Origin of the sequence: Nocardioides daejeonensis (assembly GCF_003194585.1) — a bacterium.
GTDB lineage: Bacteria > Actinomycetota > Actinomycetes > Propionibacteriales > Nocardioidaceae > Nocardioides > Nocardioides daejeonensis.
This window is the reverse complement of record NZ_QHKZ01000010.1, coordinates 1-23,414: the sequence shown is the minus strand read 5'-3', so window position 1 is coordinate 23,414 and position 23,414 is coordinate 1. Positions and strand designations below refer to the sequence as shown.

Annotated in this window: 24 protein-coding genes and 1 pseudogene; 10 read left to right on the top strand and 15 right to left on the bottom strand. The window is 70.4% G+C overall.

Translation table 11 applies throughout. The features are described from left to right. Nucleotides 1–108 precede the first annotated feature (108 nt). Entirely contained in the window at nt 109–852 is a 744-nt protein-coding gene (locus DNK54_RS19520; RefSeq protein ID WP_110208689.1) for an SDR family oxidoreductase, read from the bottom strand. After that, a complete protein-coding gene (locus DNK54_RS19515; RefSeq protein WP_110208688.1) occupies nt 849–1,883 on the bottom strand; it encodes a MaoC family dehydratase in 1,035 nt (344 codons plus the stop codon). The genes DNK54_RS19520 and DNK54_RS19515 overlap by 4 nt, the downstream gene beginning before the upstream one ends. Before the next feature lie 137 nt (nt 1,884–2,020). Here DNK54_RS19515 and DNK54_RS19510 point away from each other — a divergent pair, with 137 nt between their 5' ends. From DNK54_RS19510 to DNK54_RS19500, 3 genes are read left to right on the top strand one after another with little or no spacing between them, the layout of a single operon-like run. Further along, nucleotides 2,021–3,214: an MFS transporter gene (locus DNK54_RS19510; protein ID WP_162602566.1), complete on the top strand. Its 1,194-nt coding sequence runs from the start codon at nt 2,021–2,023 to the stop codon at nt 3,212–3,214. 15 nt (nt 3,215–3,229) lie between these two features. Continuing rightward, on the top strand, nt 3,230–3,838 hold the full coding sequence (locus DNK54_RS19505; protein WP_204164715.1) for a TetR/AcrR family transcriptional regulator: 609 nt from the start codon (nt 3,230–3,232) through the stop codon (nt 3,836–3,838). Between the two features lie 13 nt (nt 3,839–3,851). Next, nucleotides 3,852–4,784: a TauD/TfdA dioxygenase family protein gene (locus tag DNK54_RS19500; protein WP_110208686.1), complete on the top strand. Its 933-nt coding sequence runs from the start codon at nt 3,852–3,854 to the stop codon at nt 4,782–4,784. Between the two features lie 50 nt (nt 4,785–4,834). Here the strand turns inward: DNK54_RS19500 and DNK54_RS19495 are convergent, their stop codons facing one another. Beyond that, nucleotides 4,835–5,911, bottom strand: a complete 1,077-nt coding sequence (locus DNK54_RS19495; protein ID WP_110208685.1) for a DUF5067 domain-containing protein — start codon at nt 5,909–5,911, stop codon at nt 4,835–4,837. A 227-nt stretch (nt 5,912–6,138) separates the two neighbouring features. On the opposite strand from DNK54_RS19495, the gene DNK54_RS19490 reads away from it, so the two are divergent. Beyond that, complete coding sequence (locus tag DNK54_RS19490) at nt 6,139–6,363, top strand: hypothetical protein (RefSeq protein ID WP_110208684.1); 225 nt, start codon at nt 6,139–6,141, stop codon at nt 6,361–6,363. Between the two features lie 9 nt (nt 6,364–6,372). Here the strand turns inward: DNK54_RS19490 and DNK54_RS19485 are convergent, their stop codons facing one another. After that, nucleotides 6,373–7,614, bottom strand: coding sequence for an NAD(P)/FAD-dependent oxidoreductase (locus DNK54_RS19485; protein WP_110208683.1), 1,242 nt, complete (start codon nt 7,612–7,614; stop codon nt 6,373–6,375). A gap of 120 nt (nt 7,615–7,734) precedes the next feature. Between DNK54_RS19485 and DNK54_RS19480 the strand changes: the two genes are divergently transcribed. Beyond that, nucleotides 7,735–9,255 (top strand): PucR family transcriptional regulator, encoded by a 1,521-nt coding sequence (locus DNK54_RS19480; protein ID WP_110208682.1) that lies wholly within the window; start codon nt 7,735–7,737, stop codon nt 9,253–9,255. On the opposite strand, the gene DNK54_RS19475 is transcribed toward DNK54_RS19480, so the two are convergent. The 3 genes from DNK54_RS19475 to DNK54_RS19465 all read right to left on the bottom strand — a co-directional run bounded on the left by DNK54_RS19475 (nt 9,233) and on the right by DNK54_RS19465 (nt 10,938). Then, nucleotides 9,233–9,808, bottom strand: a complete 576-nt coding sequence (locus DNK54_RS19475) for an NUDIX hydrolase (protein WP_110208681.1) — start codon at nt 9,806–9,808, stop codon at nt 9,233–9,235. The genes DNK54_RS19480 and DNK54_RS19475 overlap by 23 nt on opposite strands. Nucleotides 9,809–9,813: 5 nt before the next feature. Next, on the bottom strand, nt 9,814–10,683 hold the full coding sequence (locus DNK54_RS19470; protein ID WP_110208680.1) for an alpha/beta hydrolase: 870 nt from the start codon (nt 10,681–10,683) through the stop codon (nt 9,814–9,816). Nucleotides 10,684–10,761: 78 nt separating this feature from the next. Next, nucleotides 10,762–10,938, bottom strand: a complete 177-nt coding sequence (locus tag DNK54_RS19465) for a CsbD family protein (RefSeq protein WP_204164714.1) — start codon at nt 10,936–10,938, stop codon at nt 10,762–10,764. 103 nt (nt 10,939–11,041) lie between these two features. Here DNK54_RS19465 and DNK54_RS19460 point away from each other — a divergent pair, with 103 nt between their 5' ends. Further along, complete coding sequence (locus tag DNK54_RS19460; protein WP_110208785.1) at nt 11,042–12,553, top strand: acyl-CoA carboxylase subunit beta; 1,512 nt, start codon at nt 11,042–11,044, stop codon at nt 12,551–12,553. Between the two features lie 7 nt (nt 12,554–12,560). On the opposite strand, the gene DNK54_RS19455 is transcribed toward DNK54_RS19460, so the two are convergent. Then, entirely contained in the window at nt 12,561–13,538 is a 978-nt protein-coding gene (locus tag DNK54_RS19455) for a helix-turn-helix transcriptional regulator (RefSeq protein ID WP_110208678.1), read from the bottom strand. Further along, nucleotides 13,538–14,449 (bottom strand): WYL domain-containing protein, encoded by a 912-nt coding sequence (locus DNK54_RS19450; protein ID WP_162602565.1) that lies wholly within the window; start codon nt 14,447–14,449, stop codon nt 13,538–13,540. The genes DNK54_RS19455 and DNK54_RS19450 overlap by 1 nt, the downstream gene beginning before the upstream one ends. A 178-nt stretch (nt 14,450–14,627) precedes the next feature. Between DNK54_RS19450 and DNK54_RS21360 the strand changes: the two genes are divergently transcribed. After that, nucleotides 14,628–14,771, top strand: coding sequence for a GPGG-motif small membrane protein (locus tag DNK54_RS21360; protein WP_204164713.1), 144 nt, complete (start codon nt 14,628–14,630; stop codon nt 14,769–14,771). Between the two features lie 2 nt (nt 14,772–14,773). On the opposite strand, the gene DNK54_RS19445 is transcribed toward DNK54_RS21360, so the two are convergent. After that, nucleotides 14,774–15,373, bottom strand: coding sequence for a cysteine hydrolase family protein (locus DNK54_RS19445; RefSeq protein WP_162602564.1), 600 nt, complete (start codon nt 15,371–15,373; stop codon nt 14,774–14,776). A gap of 63 nt (nt 15,374–15,436) precedes the next feature. Between DNK54_RS19445 and DNK54_RS19440 the strand changes: the two genes are divergently transcribed. Beyond that, complete coding sequence (locus DNK54_RS19440; RefSeq protein WP_110208675.1) at nt 15,437–16,426, top strand: DNA topoisomerase IB; 990 nt, start codon at nt 15,437–15,439, stop codon at nt 16,424–16,426. A gap of 13 nt (nt 16,427–16,439) precedes the next feature. Here DNK54_RS19440 and DNK54_RS19435 read toward each other — a convergent pair whose 3' ends face one another. Beyond that, the gene (locus DNK54_RS19435; protein WP_110208674.1) at nt 16,440–16,790 is read right to left on the bottom strand and encodes a DUF488 domain-containing protein; all 351 of its coding nucleotides are present in this window, start codon (nt 16,788–16,790) and stop codon (nt 16,440–16,442) included. 63 nt (nt 16,791–16,853) lie between these two features. Between DNK54_RS19435 and DNK54_RS19430 the strand changes: the two genes are divergently transcribed. Beyond that, entirely contained in the window at nt 16,854–17,291 is a 438-nt protein-coding gene (locus DNK54_RS19430) for a DUF5709 domain-containing protein (protein ID WP_110208673.1), read from the top strand. On the opposite strand, the gene DNK54_RS19425 is transcribed toward DNK54_RS19430, so the two are convergent. Next, a complete protein-coding gene (locus DNK54_RS19425; protein ID WP_239460199.1) occupies nt 17,292–18,698 on the bottom strand; it encodes an MFS transporter in 1,407 nt (468 codons plus the stop codon). An 86-nt stretch (nt 18,699–18,784) separates the two neighbouring features. Beyond that, on the bottom strand, nt 18,785–20,134 hold the full coding sequence (locus DNK54_RS19420) for a M20/M25/M40 family metallo-hydrolase (protein ID WP_110208671.1): 1,350 nt from the start codon (nt 20,132–20,134) through the stop codon (nt 18,785–18,787). Nucleotides 20,135–20,207: 73 nt separating this feature from the next. On the opposite strand from DNK54_RS19420, the gene DNK54_RS19415 reads away from it, so the two are divergent. After that, nucleotides 20,208–21,674, top strand: coding sequence for a Vgb family protein (locus DNK54_RS19415; protein ID WP_110208670.1), 1,467 nt, complete (start codon nt 20,208–20,210; stop codon nt 21,672–21,674). On the opposite strand, the gene DNK54_RS19410 is transcribed toward DNK54_RS19415, so the two are convergent. Together DNK54_RS19410 and DNK54_RS19405 are read right to left on the bottom strand one after the other, a co-directional pair. Beyond that, complete coding sequence (locus DNK54_RS19410) at nt 21,664–22,095, bottom strand: hypothetical protein (protein WP_110208669.1); 432 nt, start codon at nt 22,093–22,095, stop codon at nt 21,664–21,666. The genes DNK54_RS19415 and DNK54_RS19410 overlap by 11 nt on opposite strands. Nucleotides 22,096–22,132: 37 nt before the next feature. Next, nucleotides 22,133–23,414: pseudogene (locus DNK54_RS19405) on the bottom strand (hypothetical protein); the annotation flags it as partial.

Sequence of the window (23,414 nt, the reverse complement as noted above, 5' to 3'; positions counted from 1 at the left end):
CACGCTAGCGCGCTCGCCCTCACCTGGCCTCCCCTTTTCCCGTCGAAGCGCCACGTCCACAGTCGAGACGCCAGCTTCAGCAGGTTGAAACGCCAGCTTCGTCGCGGATCAGCGTTGGGTGCTGAGCCAGTCCGCGAAGGTGAGCGTGCCGGTCCGCATCGGTGCGACCGGGCAGAGGGCTCCCGACCGGGCTGCTTCGCCGGCACCGGGCATGGGCACCGGGATCACTCGCTTGCGGGAGCCGGTGGCAGCCAACCATTCGCGCACCATGTCGACCATCTGCCGCCGCTCCGGACCACCGACCTCCACGATGCTGCGCCGTGGTTCGGCACCGGCGAGGTCGAGCAGCGTGTCGGCGACCTCGTCGGCGGCGATGGGAGCACTCAGCATCCGCGGGGCCAGGACGAACGGGCCGATCGCCGAGCGTTGCGCCATCTGAGCGGCGAACTCGTGGAACTGCGTGGCGCGCAGCAGCGTCCAGGGTGCCCCCGAGTCGGTGATCGCCCGCTCCTGTGCCAGCTTGGCCTGGTAGTAGGCGTAGGGCACCTGGTCGACGCCGACGATGGAGAGCGCGAGATGGTGCTTCACCCCCGCCTCCGCCCCAGCCGCCAGCAGATTGCGGGTGGTGGTCGCGAAGAACCGCATCGCCGGGCCGCGCCGCACCGTGGAGATGCTGAGGCAGTCGATCACCACGTCGACATCACCCAGCAGATCGACGAGGCCGGCCGCCGACATCAGGTCGATGCCGCTCGCCCGGGAGAGGGAGACCATGTCGAACCCCCGCTCGGCGCCTCGGGCCATCACCCGGGCGCCCACCTCACCGGTACCGCCGGCGACCGCGATGCGCGTCATCGCGGCACGAGAGCCCAGAGATCGAGGTCGAGGAGCACACCCTCAGCGTACTTCCCGTCGTCGCCGCGCAGAGTCATCGAGACGTCGCGGCCCCGCGTCGCGACCAGGCGCAGCCGGAGCGCGCCGACGCCCGGGGCGTCGACCTCGGCCTTGTCGAGAACTTCCGACCAGGCGTGGACCGTGTCGCCAGCGAAGGCCGGGGCGACGTGGGACCCACCGTTGATGGCGGCAATCAGCTGGGCGTTCGCCAGACCGTTGAACGAGAGAGCGCGCGCCATCGAGATGATGTGCCCGCCGTAGATCAGTCGCTTGCCATCGGGGCGTGCGTCCACGTTGAAGTGGACCTTCGCCGTGTTCTGCCAGAGCCGGGTGGCCATCATGTGCTCGGAGTCGGTGAGCGTCACGCCGTCGACGTGGTCGATCTTCTCCCCGACCTGGTAGTCCCCGAAGCGGTGCGACTCGCCGGCCGCCTTGAAGTCGTAGTCGCTGAAGTCGAGGCCGGCCGGGATCGGCAGATCAGCCGGAGCAACGACCGCCGCCAGCTCCGGTACGACGGTCTCCGGCGCCGGCGCGTCGGCTTCGCGCTTGTGCACCATCACCCACCGCGCCCAGTCGATCGCGACCTCGCCGCGCTGGTTGGTCGCAGTGGAGCGGACATGCACGACGCCGGTCCGGCCGTTCGAGTTCTGCTTGAGCCCGATCACCTCGGAGCGGGTGCGCAGGGTGTCACCGGGCACCACCGGTCGGTGGAACCGCAGCTCGGCGTAGCCGAGGTTGGCGACGGCGTTGAGCGAGACGTCCGGCACCGTCTTGCCGAAGGCGATGTGGAAGCCGATCAGCTCTTCCACCGGCCACGGGTCCAACCCCACCGACGCCGCGAAGGTGGCTGCCGACGGGACGGAGAAGCGGGTCGGGTAGAGCGCGCCATACAGCGCCCGGTCACCGTCGGTGACGGTGCGGGGCGTGGCGTGCTCGATCACCTGGCCGATGGTGAAGTCCTCGAAGAAGTTGCCCGGGTTCGTCTTGCTCATGAAGCCGATTCTGCCGTCGGCTGCTACCGACGCAGGACACCGGCTGCGGATTGGGACGTGTCGTGGACCGAAAACAACTAGGTCAACTGTCCCGAAACTCTGTCGCAGACCCCCTTTCGTGGTGCAGGATGCCGGACATGGAGACCACCGCACGGGCCCGGAGAGCGGTGGCGATCGCCTTCGCGATCCAGGGACTCACCTTCGCATCCCTGCTCACCCGACTGCCGGCAATGAAGGACAAGTTCGACCTCAGCGATGTCGACATCCTGCTGCTGGTGCTCGCCGTCGCCGGCGCCTCCGCCGTCGGCTCGGCGGTCGCCGGCCAGGCGGCCACCCGCTGGGGATCGGCGTGGACCCTGCGCCTCAGCCTCGTCGGCGCCTCACTGGCCGTGGCGTTGCCGGGGGTCGCCGGGAACTTCGGCGCACTGGTAGCGCTCACCTCGGTCTACGGCCTCTGCGTAGGTGCGGTCGACGCCTCCATGAACATGCAGGGGGTGGCGGTCCAGGACGCCTACGGCCGCAGCATCATGACCAGCTTCCATGCGGTCTGGAGCCTGGGCGCCGCACTCGGCGCGGGGTATGCCGCCCTGACCGCGGAGCTGGACTGGTCGCTCGGTCTCTCCCTCATCGTGATCACCGGCTTCGGGCTTGCGGTCAACCTCATCGCCTGCGGCGGCATGCTCTCGGTCGAGGCCGATCCCCTGGAGACACCGACGGCCGCCGGCCGCCTGGCCCCGGTGCCCTTCTGGCCGGTGCTGCTGATCGCCCTGCCGACCTTCGCGATGTGGCTCAACGACGGGGCCGTCTCCACCTGGAGCGGCATCTACATGGAGGACGGTCTGAAGGCGTCGGCGACCGCCGCACCGGCGGCGTACGGCGCCTATCAGGTCTGCCTGTTCCTGGTCCGGGTGGTGGGCGACCGCTTCGTCCAGGGGTACGGCGCCCCCGCGGTCGTGCGCATCGGAGGCTGGGTCGCGACGGCGGGAGGGCTTCTGGTCGTGGTCGCCCCGGGGGTGTGGCTCGTCGTGCTCGGCTTCGCCCTGCTCGGACTCGGCCTCTCCCTGGTGCCGCCGCTGGCCATGGTGGCGGCCGCCCATGCGGCCCCGGGCGCCGGCGACCGGGCGGTCGCGCGCGTCAACGTCTCTAACTACGCCGGCTTCATCGTCGCCGCGGTCGCCATCGCAGCGATCTCCGAGCTGGTGAGTGCGCGGGCGATGTTCGTGCTGCCTGCGATCGTCCTTCCCTACCTGGCGCTGGCAGCCCGTCGCTTCGCAGCCCAGCCGGCGGCGCTCCCGGTGACCGGGAGCGAGACCCCCGCAATTAAGGAGTAGTCCTTAAATCGGGTCATGTCCTCTCGCAGCGACCTGGCCCGTACCGCGATGATCCACGCCGCGGAGCAGATCGCGGCCGAGCGCGGCCTGGGGCAGACCACGCTCAGCGAGGTGCAACAGCGGGCCGGCCAGGCGAACAAGTCCGCGGCGCGCTATCACTTCGGCTCCCGCGACGGCCTCCTCGACGCGGTGCTCGAACGCAGGATGGCGCCGGTCGACGCGCATCGCCGGGAACTGCTGGAGGCGAGTGCCGGCGTACCGCTGGGCCACGCGGAAGTCGCGGCGGTCTTCGTCCGGCCGCTGGCGGCACAGACCCTCGGCCGGCCGGGCAGCACCTTCGCCCGCTTCCTCATGCAGGCGCTCTCCGACCCGACCCAGTCGGCCCGCGTGCTGGAGCACGTCCGGGCCGCGAGCTTCCGCGACCTGCGGGAGCGCTTCCGGGCCGCCACGCCCCTCCCCGCGCCGCTCGCCGAGCTTCGATTCGGCTCCCTCGTGATGCTCAGCGTCGCCACCCTCGCCACCTGGGAGGGACATCGGGACGAGGCCGGCATCCCCGTCGACCTCGTCGTCGACGACCTGGTCCGCACCGCGACCGCGGTGCTCGACGCCCCCACCCAACCCTGAGCAGGAGAACACCATGGCCTACATCGTCCCCACCGCCACCGACCCGCTCGCCGCCTTCGGCCCGCTGATCGCCGAGCGCACCCCGAGCGACTTCGCTTCGGCGCCGTTCGAGCATCTGCGGGTCGCGCCGATGACGCCGACCATCGGCGCGGAGGTGACCGGCGTCAGGCTCAACGGCGACATGACACCCGAGGTGCAGGAGGAGCTGCGCCGTGCCCTCCTGGAGTGGAAGCTGCTGGTCTTCCGCGACCAGGACATCGACCGGGCCGAGCACCGCGCCTTCGCCGAGCTGTGGGGCGAGCTCGAGCAGCACCCGTTCTTCAAGTACACCCAGCCCGGCCAGACCGATGTCGACGTGACGACCCTCGCCAAGGGCATGGAATCCGCGGGCACCGAGAACAACTGGCACAACGACGTCTCCTGGCACACGCACCCCTCCTTCGCCGCCGTGCTGCGTGCGGTGGAGATCCCGCCCGTCGGCGGCGACACCCTCTGGGCGGACACGGGCGCCGCCTACGACCTGCTGCCCGAGGAGCTGCAGCGACGGATCGACCCGCTGGTCGCCGAGCACGACTGGATCGGCGCCTTCGGAGTAGGCATGGAGCAGGAGGTCATCGACCTGCTGCGTCCGGCGTTCCCGCCGGTGCAACACCCGGTCGTGCGCGTGATCCCGGAGACCGGCCGCAGGGTGCTCTTCGTGAACATGATCTTCACACAGCGGATCCTCGGACTGGACGAGCAGGAGTCCAACGAGCTGCTGACCACGCTCTACCGACACGTGATGCGACCGGAGTTCCAGGTGCGCCTGCGCTGGCAGCCCAACACCATCGCCATGTGGGACAACCGCGCCTGCCAGCACTACGCCTCCAGCGACTACCACCCGCAGCGGCGCGTGATGGACCGGATCTCGATCGTCGGCGACGCGCCGGTCGGCGTGCGCAGCTGAGACGGACGCTCCCCGGAGTCGCGCGAGGCGACTCCGGGGAGCAGCTCAGGTCACGTGACCTGGAAGGTGCGGGAAGCGATCTCCTTGTCCTCCGTCGAGAACAGATCGGTGACCTCGACCGTGACCTCCGTCTTGCCTCGCAGCTCGTAGGCCTCCTGGACCTTGATCGTCTGCCCCGGCTTGATCTTCTTCATGATGTTCTCCATCTCGGGCGAGTTGTCCCGGAGGAAGGCGTCCTTCAGCTCCTTGCCGTCCTGGAAGACCGTCACATCGGCGGCGAACATGAAGTCCTTGGCCTTGCCGCTGTTGTTGGTGAAGGTGAAGTCCACCAGAAGGGCCGGTTTGCCGTCGAAGTCGACGACCTGCCGGGCACCGTCGATCGTGATCTCGAACTCCTGATGATCGTCGCCGAAGGCCTCCCCCGGCTTCGCCTTGATCGGCACCGTCTGCTGAGCAAGGACCGTGCTGTTCAGGTCGAACGACTCGACCACCTCCAAGGAGACCTCAGAGGCGTCCTTGAGCACGAACGACTCCCTGACCTTGATCGAGGCGCCCGGCTTGATGTCCTTCGACGCGTTGGAGGAGTCGTCGATGTAGGCGTCCTCGAGCTCCACCCCTCCCTGGAACGCCTTGGTCTCGGCCGCCCAGAGGAAGTTGGCGGCATCGTCGCCGTTGTTGGTGAACGTCATCTCGACCAGCAGGGCCGGCTTGCCCTCGTCGCTCTTGACCTGACTGACCGCGTCGATGGTGACCGCATAGTCGGTGGAGTCGTCGTTGACCACCTTGTCGACAGCGTCATCCACGGCATCCACCACCACGACCGCGAAGACGATGAAGCCCACGATCGTCCCGACGATCGAGAGGATCAGGCCGGTGATCGCCGGCCACTTGCGCCCCTGCTGGAAGAGCGCCACCAGCGAGAGGATGAACGCGATCGGCAGCAACACCCAGCCGACGATCAGCGCACCCGGGACGCAGGCAAAGAGGAAGCCGACGACCGCGGCGCCGAGCGCGATCTTTCCCAGCACGTGCGACTTCGGCTGCGGCGAGGACGGGGGCGAGTACTGCTGCGGAGGCATGGGCGGCTGCGGGGACGATGCCTGCTCCCAGGGCGGCGGCATGGACATGGGGGAGCTTCCTTCCAGACAAGTGAACAGAGCCGGAAGGAATGCGGCGCACGGACGCTCCACATCAGGGTCCGGCATCGCGCCGGGCGGCATCACCCGTCCTCCCGCCCGCAGCATAGGAAGTTCTGCTACGTATATGTAGCGGAACGGCCAAAGATGTGCGCCCCGCCACACGGAGGGCCCGAGGCGCACCCGGGCGCCTCGGCTCCGCTGGCTACCGTGAGCACATGGCGAAGAAGAGCTGGAACGACCTGACCCCCACCCAACAGAAGGTGGTCGTCATCGGCGGTGTCGTCGAGGCGGCACTGACCGGGTGGATGCTGCGCGACCTCAAGCGCCGCGAAGCGGCACAGGTGCGTGGACCGAAACTGCTCTGGCGGGCGGCCAGCGTCGTGCAGCCCTTCGGCCCCCTTGGCTACCTCGCCTTCGGACGACGCAGGGCCGCCGTCTGACCCTGCGCGTCAGCGCGTCGGGCGGAACGGGGCAAGTTCGGGGACGTCGCGCCCTTCGACGATGGCGTCGGCCAGCAGCCGACCGGTGATCGGGCCGAGCGTGATCCCCCACATGCCGTGCCCGCCTGCGGCGTACACCCCCGGGGCATGGGTACGGCCGATGAGCGGGAGGCCGTCACGAGTCACCGGCCGCGAACCGACCCACTCGTCCTGACGGCTGTCGAGGTCGACACCGGTGAGCAACGGACGCGCGGCGTCGACGATCGCCTGGATCCGACGCTGGTCGAGAGGCGCCTCCGGCTTGCGGAACTCCATCATGCCGGCGACCCGCAGACGCTCGCCCAGGGGCGTGCACGCCACTCGCTGTGCCGGGAAGTAGACGGGCCCCTCGGGCACCGTCTCGATCGGCACGCTGAAGCTGTAGCCGCGACCCGCCTGCACCACCAGCCGGATCCCGAAGCGACGCCCGAACGACCCCAGCCAGGCACCGGTAGCCAGCACCACGCGATCGTGGTGCACGGGCCGGCCGTTGCCGACCACGACGACCCCGTCGCCTTCGGGGCGGATGTCCATGACGTTCGTGCCCTCGTGCAGCTCCACCCCCTGCTTGCGTACGGCGTCCCCCAAGGCGTGCACGAAGCTGCCCGGATCGATGAACCGCTGGCCACGCAGCCGGATCGCGGCGCCCACGGCGGGCGAGAGGCTGGGAGCGATGCCGCGAGCCTCCTCACCGGTCAGCAGATCGAAGGCGATGTCTTGACCCGAACGATGGATCAGCTCGAGCTCCTCCAGCAGCACCCGGCGCTCCGCCTCGGTCCGGTACGCCGCCAGGAAGGCATCGGCGGGCCGCGTCACCGCGTCCACTCCCCCCGCGGTCAGCTCGTCGAACGCGCCCAACGCCTGGTCGTTGAGCGGGATCAGCGCACGCATCGCGCGAGCCCAGTGCTTTGCGGTGCTGTGCCGGGCGAAGCCGGTGAGGAAGCGGAGCAGTCGCGGGTCGGCCGACGGTGGCACATAGACCGGTGAGGACGGGCTGAGCAGCGCCTTGAGGCCGTAACGGAGCACGGCCGGCTCGGGCAACGGCGTGGCGATCCCCGGCGTGAGCCATCCCGCGTTGCCCCAGGACGAGCCAGCCGCGACATGGTCACGCTCGTAGACGGTCACACGCACGCCACGCTCGTTCAGATACCAGGCCGTGGCCAGCCCGACCATCCCCGCACCGACCACAGCAACATCCGCAGGACCCTGCATGACTCCTCCTCCAGTGGCTCCTCCTGCCAGCATGGCGGTGGACGCGACGCCCTACCTCATGCGATCCACTCACCATCTCCGGCAATTGACTGTGCGATCCTCCAGCAGGACCATGGCTGGATGCCCACCGCTGCCGAGCTCGTCCATGCCGTGCCTCCGCAACTGCTGCGCGTCGTCCACGCCGGCACGGAGCGCGCCGTGGCCGGCCTCGAGTTCGTCGACGCCGACCTGGAGGCGACGGCGCACCCCGGCGACCTGCTCCTCGCGACGAGCCCGCTGCCCGACCTGACCGAGCGGCTCGAGCGACTGGCCCGGGTCGACGAACACGGCGGCGCACCGCCTGCCGCCGGCCTCGTCGTACGCCGAGGAGCCGTCACGCCGGAGTTGCGCGCCTGCTGCGCCCGGCTGTCGCTCACCCTGATCACGCTGGCAGACGGGGTCTCGTGGTCGCTGGTGCTCGGCCTGCTGCAGGCCGCGATCAACGAGGCACGGCGCCCCGAGGGCAGCGGCGTAGGCAGCCTCGACGAGCTCTTCGCGCTGGCCGAGCACATCGAGGAGATGATCGATGCCCCGGTGACGATCGAGGACGCACACTCCCGCGTGCTGGCCTATTCGAGTCGCCAGGCCGACACCGACCCTGCGCGGGTCTCCACCATCATCGGGCGCCGAGTGCCTCGCGAGGTGCGCGAACACTTCCGGGCACACGGCGTCTTCCGCCGGCTGGCCACTTCTGACGAGCCGTTCCTGGTGGCCGGCTTCGCCGGCCGGCCGGGCACCTCCTGGGTGCGACCCCGGTTCGTGGTGCCGGTGCGCGCGGGCGACACCTGGCTCGGCTCCATCTGGGCGGTCCGCGAGACGGCGGTGACCGGTGAGCAGTTGGCGGGCCTGCGGGGCGCCGCCGACGTGGTCGCCCTGCACCTCTTGCGCCTGCGCGCCCGCGCCGAACTGGGGCGGCAGCTCTCGGTCGAGCAGGTGCGGGCGGCCCTGCGAGGCGAGGCGAGCGACCTCGACCTAGGTCCGGCACCCTGGCGGGTGGTGGCGCTCGGCGGTCCTGCCGCCGGCCCGACCGCCGAGGCCCGCCGCGACCTGTGGATCACGCTGGCCCGGCGGCACGGCTGGGCCGCGCCCCTGATCGCCGACCTCGGCGACGACGTGCTGGCGCTCGCGACGGTCGGCGGCGAGGGACCTGGCTCCTGGCCCTGGTGGCAGTCTCCGGCCGGTCCCGGCGGCGGCACAACGTCGTACCTCTCGGCAGGCCCGGTGGTGGACACGGTGGGAGCGTTGCCCGGCTCGCGGCGGCTGGCCGTCGAGCAGCTCGCGCTGCACCCCGCCGGGACCAGCACGACGGAGCAGCTCTGGCCGGCACTCACCCTCCACCGTGCCGCGGCGTCCTTGGAGGGACTTCCGGACCCACTGACGCCGTTGCGCACCCAGGACGCCGCGCACGGCACTGCCTGGCTGTCGACCCTCCGCGTGCTGCTGGCGCATTGGGCCGAGCCGCGCCGCTCGGCGGCATTGCTCGGCGTCCACACCAACACCGTGCGCTACCGACTCACCCAGCTCCGCGCGCTCCTGGGCGAGCACGTCGACCTCGACGACCCTGAGGTGCGACTGGCGCTCAGCCTGCGCTGCCGGGAGTGATGCCGCCGCGCCGCAGCAACTGATCGACGATGCGGGCGGTGGCGCCCCACACCAGATGGTCGCCGACGGTGAAGCTCGGCATCCGTACCGGCACCTTCTTCTCCCAGAGCCGCCGGTTGGAGTATCCGGCGACGAGGTCCGCAAGGCTGAACTCCAGCACCTGCGCGACCTCGGTCGGCTGCATCCGCCATGCCACACCTGCCGGGATCCGGGCCACGATCGGGTGGATCGCGAAGCTGGTGACGAAGGTGCCGCTCGGCTCGAGCGCGCCGATCACCTCGACGTTGCCGGGGTCGAGGCCGATCTCCTCGTGTGCCTCCCGCAGCGCCGTCTCGACGTACGTCTCGCCAGCGTCGCAGCGGCCTCCCGGGAACGAGATCTCCCCGGCGTGCTTGCGCAGGCCGGCGTGGCGCTCGGTGAAGACCAGGCTCAGCCCGGCGGGCGACTCGAAGACCGGCACCAGCACGGCGGCGTCGACGTTCCCGGGGGCCGGCATCGTCGCCGCCTCCTCCGGGGCGAGCAGGCGAGCCGTCAGGTCGTCGAGGTCGAGCATGCCGGTCAGTCGCCGTACGTCGTGGCCAGGAAGGCGATCTGCTCGGCGACGATCCGGTCGAAGGTCTCCCCCAGGCACGGGTCGAAGTGGTCGGCGTCGTACGCCGACAGACTGGCGGCAGGCGCTCGCTCGGCGACGCGGATCGCCGGGTCCGGCGGGGTGATCCCGTCGCGCAGACCGACCTGCACGAGGGCGGGCACGCCGCTGCGGCGCAGCCTTCGCCCCGGCGAGTAGAGCCCGATCGCCAGGGCGAAGCGTGCCGCCACTCGATTGTCGAACTCCACGCCCTCGGGCGCGAGCTCGCGATAGCGCATCGCCTCGGGGGCGGTCATCAACGCGACCTCTCCCGCGGCCCCGATCGCCGGGAGGTAGTGGGGCGTGCGTGACCACGGCGCGGTGAGCAGGTCACGGAGCCCGTGGCCGATCACCGGAGCGAGCACCCGGGGCGGGACCCGGAGCACAGAGGCGACACCGCTGACGTGCGGCATCTGCGCGATCACCGCGTCGGGCTGCAACCTTCCCGCCAGCGCCATGACGTGGCCGCCGGAGAGCGAGTAGCCCCAGAGCACGATGCCGGCCGTCTCCGGTCGGACGCGGGCGTACGCGACCGCCTCCGCCCAGTCCTGGTGCTGCCGGCGGATCGAGACGAGCTGCCTCGGCTCGCCCGCGCTGTCCCCGAAGTGCCGGTAGTCGAAGACGAGCACGTTGTAGCCGGCCGCGGCGAACCGCTCCGCGTAGTCGCCGAGGCGCATCGCGCGCACCCCGGCCAGGCCATGACCCATCACCACGGTGGGTGCCGTCCCGCCCGTCGCGGCCGGATAGAACCAGGCCGAACACCGCACTCCCCCGGAGCTGAACTCCACGTCTTCGCGCATTCGCGCAGACTACTGGGCCGGGCGGCCGCGCCCACAGGGAGCGCCGCCTTCCCGGCCCAGGTCGTCAGAGGACGGCGGTCAGTCGAACTTCTCCTTGACCTTCTCAGCCACGGTGTCGACCTTGTCCTTCACCGACGCCTTGATCTGGTCGGCCTTGCCCTCGTGCTTGAGCTCGTCGTCACCGGTGACGGCACCGGCAGCCTCCTTGGCCCGGCCCTTGGCGTCGTCGATCTTGTTCTCGAACTGGTCGCTCATGCCCACTCCTTGATCGATCGTTTGTGCTGACACGCTGGCGGTACCCCGGGCCCCGACGAAGACACGTGTGACCTGCGCGACCCTCGACTGGGAGGATGCAGCCATGACGAGCGAGGAGTCCCAGCAGCCGGCCCAGGGTCTCGAAGAGCTGCTGGCGCGGCGCTTCCTGACCACCGACGCCGCGCGACCGGAGCGGGTGGCGCGGCGCCATGCCACGGGGCGGCGTACGGCGCGGGAGAACGTCACGGACCTGGTCGATGCCGGGAGCCTCGTGGAATACGGTCGCTTCATCACGGCGGCGCAGGAGCAGCGCCGGCCACTCGCCGAGCTGGTGGTCGAGACGCCCGCGGACGGCCTGATCGGCGGGACCGCGACCGTCGGCGGGCGACCGGTCATGGTGCTCTCCTACGACTACCTGGTGATGGCCGGGACCCAGGGGATGCGCGGGCACCGCAAGTCCGACCGCCTCATCGAGACCGCGCACCGGATGCGGATGCCCACCGTCTTCTTCACCGAGGGTGGCGGCGGGCGCCCCGGCGACACCGACTACCCGATCGTGTCGGCGCTCGACGTCGGCTCCTTCGGCCTCTGGGCACAGCTCGGCGAGGTCGCTCCGCGGATCGCCGTGGTCTCCGGGCGCTGCTTCGCCGGCAACGCGGTCATTGCGGGGTGCGCCGACCTGCGGATCGCTACCCCGGAGGCCAATCTCGGGATGGCGGGCCCGGCCATGATCGCCGGTGGCGGGCTCGGGCAGTTCGCGCCCGAGGAGATCGGGCCGGTCGCCGAGCAGGCGGCCACCGGCGTGATCGACGTGCTCGCCGACGACGAGGCAGAGGCGGTCGAGGCCGTACGCCGGATCCTCGCCCTGCTGGGTCCCGCCCCGGCGAGCGGGCAGGCGGCCGACCAGGCCGAGCTGCGTACGACGTTGCCCGCCAACGACCGCGAGGCGTTCGACGTGCGCCCCCTGGTGGAGACGCTCGCCGACACCGACTCCGTCCTCTGGCTGCGGGAGGCGTGGGCTCCGGAGCTGGTGACGGCGCTGGCCCGCCTGGACGGACAGCCGGTGGGCATCCTCGCGAACCAGTCGATCCGCGAGGCCGGTGCGCTCACCGCGGCCGCGTCCGCCAAGGCTGCGGACTTCCTGGAGCTCTGCGAGCGGTGGCGGATCCCGGTGGTCTCCCTGGTCGACACACCGGGCTTCATGGTGGGTCCCGAGGCCGAGCGCACCGGCCTGGTGCGCGAAGCCTCCCGGATGGTCACCGCCGGGGCACGGCTGACCGTGCCCCTCGTCGGCGTGGTGCTGCGCCGGGGCTACGGACTCGGCGCCCAGGCGATGCTCGGTGGCAGCACGCACCGGCCCCTGCTGACCGTCGCCTGGCCGACCGCCCACCTCGGGCCGATGGGCCTGGAAGGCGCGGTGCGCCTGTCGATGGCCAAGGAGCTGGCCGCCCTCTCCGAGGCCGAGCGGGAGGCGGAGGTGGCCCGGTCGACCGAGCTCTTCCGGGAGCAGGCCAAGGCGCTCAACGTGGCGAAGGCGTTCGAGATCGACGACGTGATCGATCCGGCCGAGACCCGCGCGGTGGTGTCGGCGACGATCCGGCGCGCGGCACCGTAGGCGCCGGCTACTCGACGGGCTGCTCGTGATGGGCGAGCAGCTCGCGGGCCAGCTCGGGCCCGGCGCTGATGAGGTCGACCGGTGAGAGCACCCGGGTCTCCTCGCCACCCACGAGGGCGAGCAGCCCGACCCGCCACGCCACCGGTTCCAGCAGCAACAGGTCGGCGGTGAAGGTCGACTCGTCCTCGTCGGCGACCCGCACCGACTCGGCATACATGTCGGCGGCCCACCGCGCCTCGTGCGGGAGCTGCACGCGCACCTCGGCGAGCGCCCGTTGCTCAGTCAGCAGGTCGGCCACGCCCGGCGGCGGCTCGAACCTCTCCTCCAGCACCTCGGCACTGCGCACGTTGCCGAGCAGGTAGGTGCGCAGGCCGCCGTCTGCGGCGACCGGCCCGGCGTCGACCTCCCAGCCACGGCGCGTCTGCACCAGGCGGAGCGGGTGGATCTCCCGCTCGGTCACCCCGGCGTGCCACGCACGGGAGTACTCGATCCGCACCACTCGGTGGGCCTGCGCCGCGTCCTGCATCAGGGAGAGGACCCCGTCATGCCAGGTACGCCGCTCCTCGGCCGGCACCCCCAGCATCGTCTCGGTCAACACCTCGACCGCACTCGCCAGCTCCTCGTCGTCGGGCTGCAGGTCGAGCAGCGCCATGGCCGCGGTGTGGATCAGGGCCAGCTCGTCGGCGTCGAGCAGCTCCACGCCGAGGTCGTCGGAGTCGGAGATCACCCGCACCAGCTCAGCACGGTTGGGGTCGTCCTCCGTGCCGTCGGGGCCGAGGAACTCCAGCGTCGTCGGCCGCGAGAGTCCGAGGGTCCAGATGGGATCGGCGGTGAAGTAGGCGAGCAGGTCCTCACGCAGCTCGTCCTCACGGACGCCGACCGTGGCGGCGAGCACGGCGATCGGCATCCCGTCGCGGTGCTCGGCGAGGATCGCGAGCACCTGGGGCAGCCGCGCGATGCGGGAGACGTAGCCCGGTGTCGCCATCAGAGTCCCGCCATCTCTCGCAGCTCGGCCAGCAGCTCCGCACGCACGTCCTCCGGCCCCACCAGCCGGACCCGGGTGCCGAGCGCATGGAGCCGGGTGCGCAGGGCCGCACGATGCGTGACGTCGTACACGAGCTCCACGGTGTCGTCATCGAGTCGTCGCTCCGAACGGGGCGCGCTCAACCACCGACGCACGTCGGGGACGAACTCCGGCCGGCACCGCAGGGTCACCTCGGTCGCAGGATCGACCGGCCAGCGCATCGGATGCGGGCTGCGACGGCGCGCGGTCGCGATCGGCTGGGCCGTGCCGGGGGCATCGGCCGAGACCCCACTCATCCGCGAGAGGACGAAGGACTTGGCCACCTCACCCCCGTCCTCGAGCCCGGTCAGGTACCAGGTGCCGTTGGCGCGCAGGACCGACGCCGGATGAACGACGCGCAGGCTGCCCTTGTAGCGGAACCGCAGCAAGGCGTTGCGACGGACAGCGCCGACGACGACGTCGAACGCTTCGCCGGGGCTGGTGAGCGCGGTCTGCGCTGAGACGTCGGCCGGCCGCGCCTCCTCGGGCAGGCCGAGTGAGGCCACCAGGTCGTCGCGGTCGGCGAGCAGCGCGGCCCGCTGCAGGGCAGCGCGCTGCCCTGGGGCCAGGGCGACCCGCAACCGGTTGTCGCCCTTGACCATCCGGTAGCGCGCCTCCTCGCCGGGCTCGGCGATGTTGTCGATCTGCCAGCCCTGCTGCCGGAGGAACCGGAACTCACGGGCGAGCTGCGAGAGGGGGTCGGCCTGCCCGAAGCCCGCCACGTCGATGAGCGTCTGGGCCGACACACCGTCTTTGCCGGCATGGCTGAGCACCGCCATCAACCGGACCAACCGCTCCATGGCCGCCCGCTGTCCGCGCCCGCCACTGCTCACTGCACACCTCCACGTCAGGTCACCAGTCTGGCAGTCCGGCGACGATCCACCGACCCTGACCCGCGACTTGTGGATAGCCCACGTCGCGTTGTTTGTCCGGCCGGATCGGGTATGTCACGCCGATTTCGGGGCACCGGTCCCCCGCAGACCGGACGGTCTGCGGGAGAGGAGCAGAACAATGGCATTCCTGTTGTGGATCCTGGCGGTGATCCTGGTGATCAGCGGCATCGTCTCGCTGGTGCGCGGCGAGATCCTGTGGGGCGTCGTGCTCATCGTGGTCGGCCTGTTGGTCGGTCCCGGCGGAGTCAGCCTCTTCACCTGACGCTAGCGCCGCACGCCCGCGGCCACGACGGACCCCCAGGTGGGGGTCTGCAACCGGTACTCCTGACGCAACAGCTCCAGGGCTGGCCCGTGCCATGCGGGCCGATGCGACGCTATCGCGTCCACCACCGGGAAGACGTCGAGGTCGCGGGCGTAGGCGTCGGCGGCGGTCGCCGCGACACAGGTGTGGGTGGAGACTCCGCACAGCAGGACCGCCTCGACACCGGCGTCGGTCAGCCAGTGGTCAAGACCGGTCCGCACGAACGCACTGTCTCGGGTCTTCACGAGCTCGTGCGCACCGACGAGCTCCAGCTCCGGAAGGAGCTGAGCGTCGGCATCGCCGGCAAACGCGAAGCCCTCATCGTCCTCGCGCATGTTCAACGTCCAGGTCGATCCGTCCCTCCGGTGCTCCGTGCGCACCGACACCACCGGGCTGCCACGCCGCCGGCACCAAGCCGCGAGCTCGTTGGCACCGGCAACCAGGTCGTCGCGGCGATCAGCAAGAGGACCATCGCAGAGGTAGGCGACCTGGAGGTCGATGACGAGCAGCGCCAGCCGCTCCGGCGGCAGATCCCCGGGCAGCACCGGGCGTAGCAGAGACATACCCCGGGGGTAACCCGTCAGCGGCATCCCCATGCCCCGGACCCGTCAGCACTGGAGCACTCCATGCACCTCAATCATGCATCGCCCGACGAGCCGGGGTGGTCGCGGCGCCGGGTCGGACGGGGGTTCGCCTACCGCGACGCCGACGGCAAGCCCCTCTCCGACGAGGACCGCGAACGCGCGCGTGCGCTGGTGATCCCACCCGCGTGGACCGAGGTCTGGATCTGCCCCGATCCGCTCGGGCACCTCCAGGCGGTCGGCACCGACGAGGCCGGCCGCCGCCAGTACCTCTACCACCCCGACTGGAGAGAGCACCGAGACGCGGAGAAGTTCGAACGCGTGCTGGGCTTCGCGGCGCGGCTCCCGGAGGTACGGCGACGCATCACGCGGGACCTGAGGCGTCCCGATCCGGACCGCGAGCGATGCTGCGCCTTGGCACTGCGCCTCGTCGACGAGGGGTGCTTCCGGATCGGCAACGACCACTACACCGACGAGCACGGCAGCTTCGGCCTGACGACGCTGGAGCGGCAGCACGTCCGTGCGGTCGCAGACGGCCTGCGGTTCCGCTTCGTCGGCAAGTCCGGCGTCGAGCACGACGTGCTGGTCACCGACGCCGCCTGCGTCCGCGAGATCGCCCGGCTGCGGCGGCGGCGCGGAGGCTTCGACCAGCTCCTCGCGCACAAGTGCGGAGTTCGCTGGCAGCGGCTCGCCCCCGACGCCGTCAACGACTACCTGCGACAGGCGGCCGGACTCGAGGTGACGGTGAAGGACTTCCGCACGTGGCACGCCACGGTGCTCGCAGCACGAAGCCTCGCCGGAGCCGCCGAGGTGCGCGCCGAGGCGGAACGGCGGCGCGCCGTACGGGAAGCGATGGAGGAGGTCGCCGACTTCCTGGGCAACACCCCCGCCGTCGCCCGCTCCTCCTACGTCGACCCGAGGGTGATCGAACGCTACGAGGAGGGCCACACGATTCCCGTCGGCCTCGCCCGTTCCCGAGCGAGGTCGGCACGCGCCCGGATCGAGCGAGCGGTCCGCGCTCTGCTCGAGAGCTGAGCAGCGGTGCCGATCAGCTGCGGAGCAGCGATGCCAGCACCGCGGCCTGACTGTGCTCCACGTCGCGGGTGTCGGTGAGCAGCGTGAGCCGCTTCCCACGTACGGCGTCGCGCAGCTCCTGCAGCGCGACGCGCCCCGCGGCGGTGTCGAGCTCCTTGCGGTAGCGCTTCGCGAACTCGTCGAACCTCTCCGGGTCGTGGCCGTACCACGTGCGCAGTTCGGTCGACGGCGCGACGGACTTGATCCAGGTGTCCATCACGACCTCGGCCTTCGCGACCCCGCGCGGCCAGAGCCGATCCACCAGGACCCGGGTGCCGTCGTTCTGGGCCGCAGCCTCCCGCACCCGCTTCACTCGCACGTCCATGCTGACCTCCTCTTCCCTGCCTACCACGTTCATGCGCCGCGCAGTGGGGGGTACCGGAGTCCCATGACCGAATCCGGACAGCTGCAACCCGAGGAGACCCTCGACGATCGTGGGGTCGACGACGTGCTCGACGAGGGCTATTCACCGCCGGAGCGCCCGCGAGGCGTGACCGCGAAGGGCGTGACGCCACGGGAGGAGATCGAGGGCGAGACGCTGGACGAGCGCATCGCCCAGGAGGAGCCCGACCCCAACGCCCAGATCGCCTACGGCGAGGAGCCGCCCGCCGATGAGGAACTCGCCGATCCCTCCGACGTCATGTCGGGTGAGAGCCGCAGTGGTCGCCTGGTCGCCCCCGACCAGGGCGAGCGGGAGGACACCGAGAAGGAGCTCGTCGGCGAGGACGTGGGCATCGACGGTGCCGGTGCCAGTGCCGAGGAAGCGGCCATGCACGAGCTGAACGAGGACGACCTCGACAACGGCGACGGCGACGAGCGGGAGTGATCAGGCGGCGACGCGCGGCATCCGGCTGAGCGCCACGGCGGCCAGCAGCGCCGACGCGGCGCACAGTCCCCAGACCGTCAGGTAGCCCGCCAGTGGCGCGTGCCCCTGGTCGGTCTCCAGCGATCCGGTCGCTGACAAGGCGATGGCGAAGACCGCCGAGGCGATCGCGCCGCCCATCGTCTTGGTTGCGTTGGTCATGCCGGTCACGAAGCCGGTGCGGTCCGGCGGTGCCGCACTCGCCGCGACTGCGGGGAGCGCCGCCACCAGAGCGCCGGAGCCGACACCGATCACGGCCATGTTGACCAACGCCTGCACCGTCGAGCCGTGCAGCGGCAGCCAGAGCGCATAGCCCAGGGCCACGAGCAGAGCCGAAGCGACCAACGCCCGCCGCTCCCCCAGCAACCGCGCGGTGACCGGCAGGGTGAACGCCCCGACTGCCATGAAGATGACGTAGACGCCGACCAGCGTCGACACGAAGGAGGCGCTCGCGCCCAGCCCATAGCCGACCGCATCGGGGTCGGTGCGAGCGAACGTGGAGAGCGGGATCTGCGCGCCCAGGACCGACATGCCGAACAGGAACGCGCACAACTGCACGGGCCACTGACCTCGCGTCGCCATCAGTCGTACGTCGACCAACGGCTCGGGCCGGCGCAGCTCGGCCTGCACGAAGCCGACGAAGACCGCGACTCCCGCAGCCATGAAGCCCCAGGCCAGCACGCTTCCGGGACCGTCCAGGCGCACCACGATGAGGCCGGTCATGATCAGGCCGATGGCTGCGGTGAGGAGGCCCAGGCCCGGGAGGTCGAACTGGCCGGCTCGCAGCCGGCCGTCGTAGCTGCCGGGCAGGTTCTCGATGCCGAAGCAGATCACCACCAGGCAGAGGGTCACCGCCGCGGCAGGCAGTGCGAGCAGCACCGTCATCGACGTCGCGGTCACCAGCGCACCGCTGGTGAGGGCACCGACGATCACCGACAGCTCGAGGGCGCCGACCAGGATCGCGGCGGCCCGACGAGTGAGCACGTGCTGACGCCCCGACCCCGCGGTGCGCCGGTAGATGATCGCGACCTCCAGCGGCAGCCACACGACGTACGCGCCCTGGAGCGCCGAGCCGATGAGGAAGGTCGTGAAGCTCGGTGCGAACGCCATGATCCAGGAGCCGAGCGCGGTGACCGCCGTGGAGGCGACCAGGACCCGCTTGTGCCCGAGCAGGTCGGCCAACCGCGCCAGGGGCGGCACCACCAGCGCGGAGACGATCAACTGCGCCGCCTCGAACCAGTTGACGTCGGCATCGCGGATGTCGAGGTGCCCGGCGATGTCGGTGAAGATCGGGGTGTAGTAGCCCTGCAGGATGCCGCTGGCGAACTCCACACAGACCAGGAACCCGACGACCGCCGTCAGTCCCTTCAACCCGTCGCCGACCGTTGCCTGTGGTCGAGCCTGGTCACCCGGTGGTCGAGCCTGGTCACCCGGTGGTCGAGCTTGTCGAGACCCACTCATGCCGGAAGCCCTTCGATGAGACGTCGGTACCAGTCGATGCCCTCGAGGAACGTCTCGATCCCGAGATGCTCGTCATAGGAGTGGATCGCCTGGCGCTGGGCCTTGCTCATCCGGAACGGCATGAACCGGTAGACCCGCGGGCAGATCTCGGTGAAGAACCGGCTGTCGGTCGCGGCCATCATCACGTACGGCGTCACCACCGCGTCGGGGAACGTCTGCTGGATGGTCGCCTCGACGAGCCGGAAGGCGTCGTCGTCGACAGGCGAGACCGGGCTCGGCTCGCCGACCTCCGTCACCTCGATCCGGATCTCGTCGTCCTTGATCACCTTGCGCACATGGGCGACCGCATCCGCGACCGAGTCGCCGACCATGACCCGCGCGTTGATGCCCGCCTTCGCGGTGGCGGCGATGACGTTGATGGCAGGTGAGCCGGAGAGCGTGGTGATGGCGAAGGTGGTGCGCACCAGGGCGGCAGGCTCGGGGCCGGCAGCGACCAGCGCCTTCGCCAGCAGCGGCCGGAGCTGGGCGATGTCGGTGACCCGGCGGAGCAGCGCACCGATGGGCCCCGGGAGGTGGGGCGCCGTACGGCGGAACATCTCGACGGTCGTCTCAGGGAGACGGCTGGGCATCGCGCTGGCGTCCAGCCGGGTCAGTGCCTTGGCCAGCCGCACCGTGGGCCCGTTGCGCGCCGGGGTGGAAGCGTGGCCACCCCGTCCTTCGGCGGTGAGTTCGATCGACGTGGTGCCCTTCTCTGTCACGCCGACCACCCCGAGCGGCACGACAAGGCCGGGCAGCGCCTCACCGGCGATGGCGCCGCCCTCGTCGACCACGAACCAGGGCTCCACACCCCGCTGGCGAAGCTCGGCGACGGCCAGCTGTGCCGCCTCGCCGGAGACCTCCTCGTTGCAGCCGAACGACAGCCACACGTCCTGCTGCGGGATGAAGTCCTCCTCCAGCAGCCGCTCGGTCGCCTCACAGACGGCGACCAACGCCCCCTTGTCATCGAGCGTGCCGCGCCCCCAGACGGCTCCGTCGTGGATCTCGGCGCTGAACGGCGGGAACCGCCACGGCGACCCGTCGTCGACCGGCACCACATCGAGGTGGGCCATCAGCACCACCGGACGATCGGCGCTGTGGCCGGGCAAACGGAAGAGCAGCCCATGCGTATCGACGCGGGTCAGCTCCAGCCGCTCGTGGAGCAAGGGGAACTGCCGTTCCAGCTCCACGACGAACCTGTCGAAAGCCGCGACGTCGTTGAGCGAGGCATCGCGATGGCTGATCGTCGGGATCCTGACCAGGGCACGAAGCTTGTCCACGGCAGGATCGATCGTCTGTGCTCCCTCCATGCGAGCACACTAGTGCGCTTTCCCCGCCAAGACCGGAGGTTTGGGACGTCGCCGGGCAGGGCAGGCGAACCGCATGACTCGGCATGGACGTCGCTTCTCGGTCGCAGCTCTGGCGGCCCTTGTGCTCCCGCTTCTCACCCTGCTGCCGGCCCAGGCCGCCCCCGCTGCCCCGGAGTCCGACACCGCGGCACGCCCCGACCGGGCAGCCGGCCCCCTGCGCTCCGCCACGCCGCGCGTCGACGTGCTCCCGACGCGTCGGGTCCCGAGGCCACGGGTGAGCAAGCGATCGATGACGGTCTACCCCGTGCCGACCAGCTCGGCCGGGCTGCGCCGGATCACCCCCGCACCCAACGGCGACCTGTGGTTCGCCGAGGGCAACGCCAACAAGATCGGGAGGATCACCACGGCCGGCGTCATCACCGAGTTCACGCTGCCGGCCACGACGACAGGCGACGGCGTGGTGAAGGACCTCGACGTCGACTCCGCAGGCAACGTCTGGGTGGTCTGGGACACCGGCTGGAAGGTCAGCCGGATCGTGCCCAGCACCTCGACCGCCTACACGTGGGGCTTCGACTACCCGTACGGCGAGGAGGTCCGAGTAGGGCCGGGGGCGGTCTGGGTGACCGTCTCCTACGACGAGGACGGCATCGTCAAGATCGTCGGCGACAACGCGAACTGGGACGCCAACGCCCCGGAGTGCGACGGCGCGCTCGGCCGCGGCCGCGACGGACTCATGTGGTGCCAGCAGTTCGACAAGCTGATCCAGGTCAACGCCGCCGGCACCGGCGGGACGGCGTACCCGCTCCCCTCGAACGCGACCTACCCCTACTCGGTCGCCACCGGTCCCACCAACAAGATCTGGTTCGGTCGTGACACCGGCGGCACCATGTTCACCTCGCCCGGCGACGGCAACGTCGGGTGGATCACCAACAGCAACGCTGTCCGTACTGTCCGAGTCGGCAGCCGGGTCGCACCGCGCAGCCTGACAACAGGTGCCGACGGCAACGTGTGGTTTGCCAGCGTCGGTGCCGCCAAAGGCATCGGCCACCTCAACGTGAACGGCGAAGGGGCAGTGGCTGCAGTGGGCAACTACAAGCCGACCTCGGTCGCCTACGGCAAGGACGGCAACATCTGGTTCACCGATGCCGACAACAACTCCGTCGTGCGGGTCGACCGAGACGACCTCTGGGTCACCAACGTCAACGTCGGTTCGGGCTCGCAGCTGAAGCCCCACACTCAGCCGAAGGCGAAGGTCAAGGGCAAGGTCGACGCGGACAAGAAACGAAAGTCGGCGGTGCTCAAGCTTGCCTGCGGTTCCGGAAAGGTGCCCTGTCAGGGCAAGGTCGTCGTCAAGGCAGGGAAGAAGAAGGTCGCCAAGGGTGGCTACCGGATCACCGCAGGCAGCAAGGGCAAGGCGAAGCTCACTCTCACGGCGATGGCACGGAACCTGCTCAAGAAGCACCGCTCGGTCAAGGTCGTCGTCTCCCTCAAGCCCGCCGCGGGCAAGAAGGTCACGAAGACGACCGCGCTCACTCGGTGATCCGCACCTCGATGTGGTAGCCCGCGTCCAACGTGGGCGTCGAGAATCGAGCCGGGTCACCGGCCGTGATCACATAGGTGTCCTCGAGATCCACCATGTCGCTGCCCGATCCGGTGTCGGGAGCCATGTCGCTGGAGGTCCGCACGGTGATCTCCTCGCCATCGACCTTCGTCACGCTGATCGTCAGGTCGTCGCTGAAGAGTCTGACCGTTAGCTTCTGGCCTACCTCGCCGTGAAGGGTGTGGATCTGCGGCGTCGGCTCATGGTTCCGATCCCACCCGTTCCAGTCAGCCACGGTCACGGTCAGGTCGACTGGCGACTGGGCCAACTCCCCGTCATCGCAGGCGACCCCGATCGGCAGCATCAGGAGCGAGCACAGGGCGGCGGCGCCGATAACGGGACGTCCGAGAACCGAGAACATGGGAGTACGACGCCCCTCCGCCTCCGCTGGTTCCGGCCTACTGCCATTCGTCAGTGTCGATGGCGAGGGGGCTGGGGTAGAGGTCGACGCCTGGGGGTGCGTCGCGGATTGCTTCGGCGTGGGGGTAGGGGATGGGTCGGGTGCCGTGGTGGTCGACCAGGTAGCTGCGCTGGTGTCGGGTGGTGAGGATGTAGCGTCCGGCGCCTGCTTGTCGGACTCGGATGCCGGAGAAGGTCTTCTGGCGGTGGTGTCGGCGTCCGAGTGGTCCGGAGTTGTCGGTGCCGGTCCACCCGGCCGGGCGGCTGCCGGTCGCGTTGTCTCGGCCACCAGCGACGGGGGCGGCTTGCCGGTCCCCGGCTGCGGGCTCGCCTGGGTCCTGGAGTGCCGCGGAGGGGCGAGGGGGTGTGTCGAGACGCGGTGAGTCGGTGCTGGGACTGGCCCCTGACCCCGGTGACCCAGGCGGCCGGGGTGGCCTGGGTGGGGGTCGCGTGCCACCACCACCGTCGTCGTCGGGTGGCCCGGTGTCGTCGGGATCTTCCGGCGGGCCGGTGTCGTTGTCGGGTGGTCGGGAGTCGGGTGGTCGGGGGTCGCTGGGCCAGGGGGTGATGTGGTCGTAGTCGAGGTGGCGGCTGGTGGAGGTGGCCCAGGGCCAGTAGTCACCGCCGGTGATCAGGTAGACCCGCTCTTTCAACGCCTCCGGGTGCTCATAGGCCGTGGCGCGGATGCGTTGGTGGAGGTCGATGACCGGCTTGATGCTCACCTTCGCCCCCACCAGTAGCCCCTGCAACTGGGCCAGGGTTTGGGGGCACAGTCCTTCGACCCGAGCCACGCCGGGGATGCCGTGCAGGGCCGCTTCGTGCAGGTGCACATACAACGTCCGTTGCGGCGCCAGCACCGACCAATCCACGGCCTGCAGCCGGTCGAGCAGATCAGCGGGGAACGCCACCGCCCGCGACATCTCACCCCACGGCTCGACACCGGCACCGGGCTCCCGGCCGACATCCGGCTCGTCCGGCCCCTGTCGTGTCTCCGGCTCCTGTCGCTCATCCTTGTTGTTCGGGGCGTCGGTGTAGCTGGCCTCATCCAGGTCGGTGAGCTCGGTGAGCTCTCCGAGGCGGCGCTTGTCGGGGTTGTGAGGGGCGTGGGAGTCGTTGTGGGTCGGTTCCGCAGGCTCGTCGGTGTCTCTGGGCCAGTCGGTGTCTCTGGGCCAGTCGGTGTCTCTGGGCCAGTCGGGGTCCTCGCCGGAACTGTTGGGGCCACCCGGACCGTCCTCCGGCTGCGGCGGCTGCTGGTCGCCTCCTTGGTTCCAGGGGTCGACA

Coding starts and splice junctions, on each gene's coding strand:
- DNK54_RS19520 (WP_110208689.1), bottom strand. CDS start 852: ATGACGCGCATCGCGGTCGCCGGCGGTACCGGTGAGGTGGGCGCCCGG.
- DNK54_RS19515 (WP_110208688.1), bottom strand. CDS start 1,883: ATGAGCAAGACGAACCCGGGCAACTTCTTCGAGGACTTCACCATCGGC.
- DNK54_RS19510 (WP_162602566.1), top strand. CDS start 2,021: ATGGAGACCACCGCACGGGCCCGGAGAGCGGTGGCGATCGCCTTCGCG.
- DNK54_RS19505 (WP_204164715.1), top strand. CDS start 3,230: ATGTCCTCTCGCAGCGACCTGGCCCGTACCGCGATGATCCACGCCGCG.
- DNK54_RS19500 (WP_110208686.1), top strand. CDS start 3,852: ATGGCCTACATCGTCCCCACCGCCACCGACCCGCTCGCCGCCTTCGGC.
- DNK54_RS19495 (WP_110208685.1), bottom strand. CDS start 5,911: ATGTCCATGCCGCCGCCCTGGGAGCAGGCATCGTCCCCGCAGCCGCCC.
- DNK54_RS19490 (WP_110208684.1), top strand. CDS start 6,139: ATGGCGAAGAAGAGCTGGAACGACCTGACCCCCACCCAACAGAAGGTG.
- DNK54_RS19485 (WP_110208683.1), bottom strand. CDS start 7,614: ATGCAGGGTCCTGCGGATGTTGCTGTGGTCGGTGCGGGGATGGTCGGG.
- DNK54_RS19480 (WP_110208682.1), top strand. CDS start 7,735: ATGCCCACCGCTGCCGAGCTCGTCCATGCCGTGCCTCCGCAACTGCTG.
- DNK54_RS19475 (WP_110208681.1), bottom strand. CDS start 9,808: ATGCTCGACCTCGACGACCTGACGGCTCGCCTGCTCGCCCCGGAGGAG.
- DNK54_RS19470 (WP_110208680.1), bottom strand. CDS start 10,683: ATGCGCGAAGACGTGGAGTTCAGCTCCGGGGGAGTGCGGTGTTCGGCC.
- DNK54_RS19465 (WP_204164714.1), bottom strand. CDS start 10,938: ATGAGCGACCAGTTCGAGAACAAGATCGACGACGCCAAGGGCCGGGCC.
- DNK54_RS19460 (WP_110208785.1), top strand. CDS start 11,042: ATGACGAGCGAGGAGTCCCAGCAGCCGGCCCAGGGTCTCGAAGAGCTG.
- DNK54_RS19455 (WP_110208678.1), bottom strand. CDS start 13,538: ATGGCGACACCGGGCTACGTCTCCCGCATCGCGCGGCTGCCCCAGGTG.
- DNK54_RS21360 (WP_204164713.1), top strand. CDS start 14,628: ATGGCATTCCTGTTGTGGATCCTGGCGGTGATCCTGGTGATCAGCGGC.
- DNK54_RS19445 (WP_162602564.1), bottom strand. CDS start 15,373: ATGTCTCTGCTACGCCCGGTGCTGCCCGGGGATCTGCCGCCGGAGCGG.
- DNK54_RS19440 (WP_110208675.1), top strand. CDS start 15,437: ATGCACCTCAATCATGCATCGCCCGACGAGCCGGGGTGGTCGCGGCGC.
- DNK54_RS19435 (WP_110208674.1), bottom strand. CDS start 16,790: ATGGACGTGCGAGTGAAGCGGGTGCGGGAGGCTGCGGCCCAGAACGAC.
- DNK54_RS19430 (WP_110208673.1), top strand. CDS start 16,854: ATGACCGAATCCGGACAGCTGCAACCCGAGGAGACCCTCGACGATCGT.
- DNK54_RS19420 (WP_110208671.1), bottom strand. CDS start 20,134: ATGGAGGGAGCACAGACGATCGATCCTGCCGTGGACAAGCTTCGTGCC.
- DNK54_RS19415 (WP_110208670.1), top strand. CDS start 20,208: ATGACTCGGCATGGACGTCGCTTCTCGGTCGCAGCTCTGGCGGCCCTT.
- DNK54_RS19410 (WP_110208669.1), bottom strand. CDS start 22,095: ATGTTCTCGGTTCTCGGACGTCCCGTTATCGGCGCCGCCGCCCTGTGC.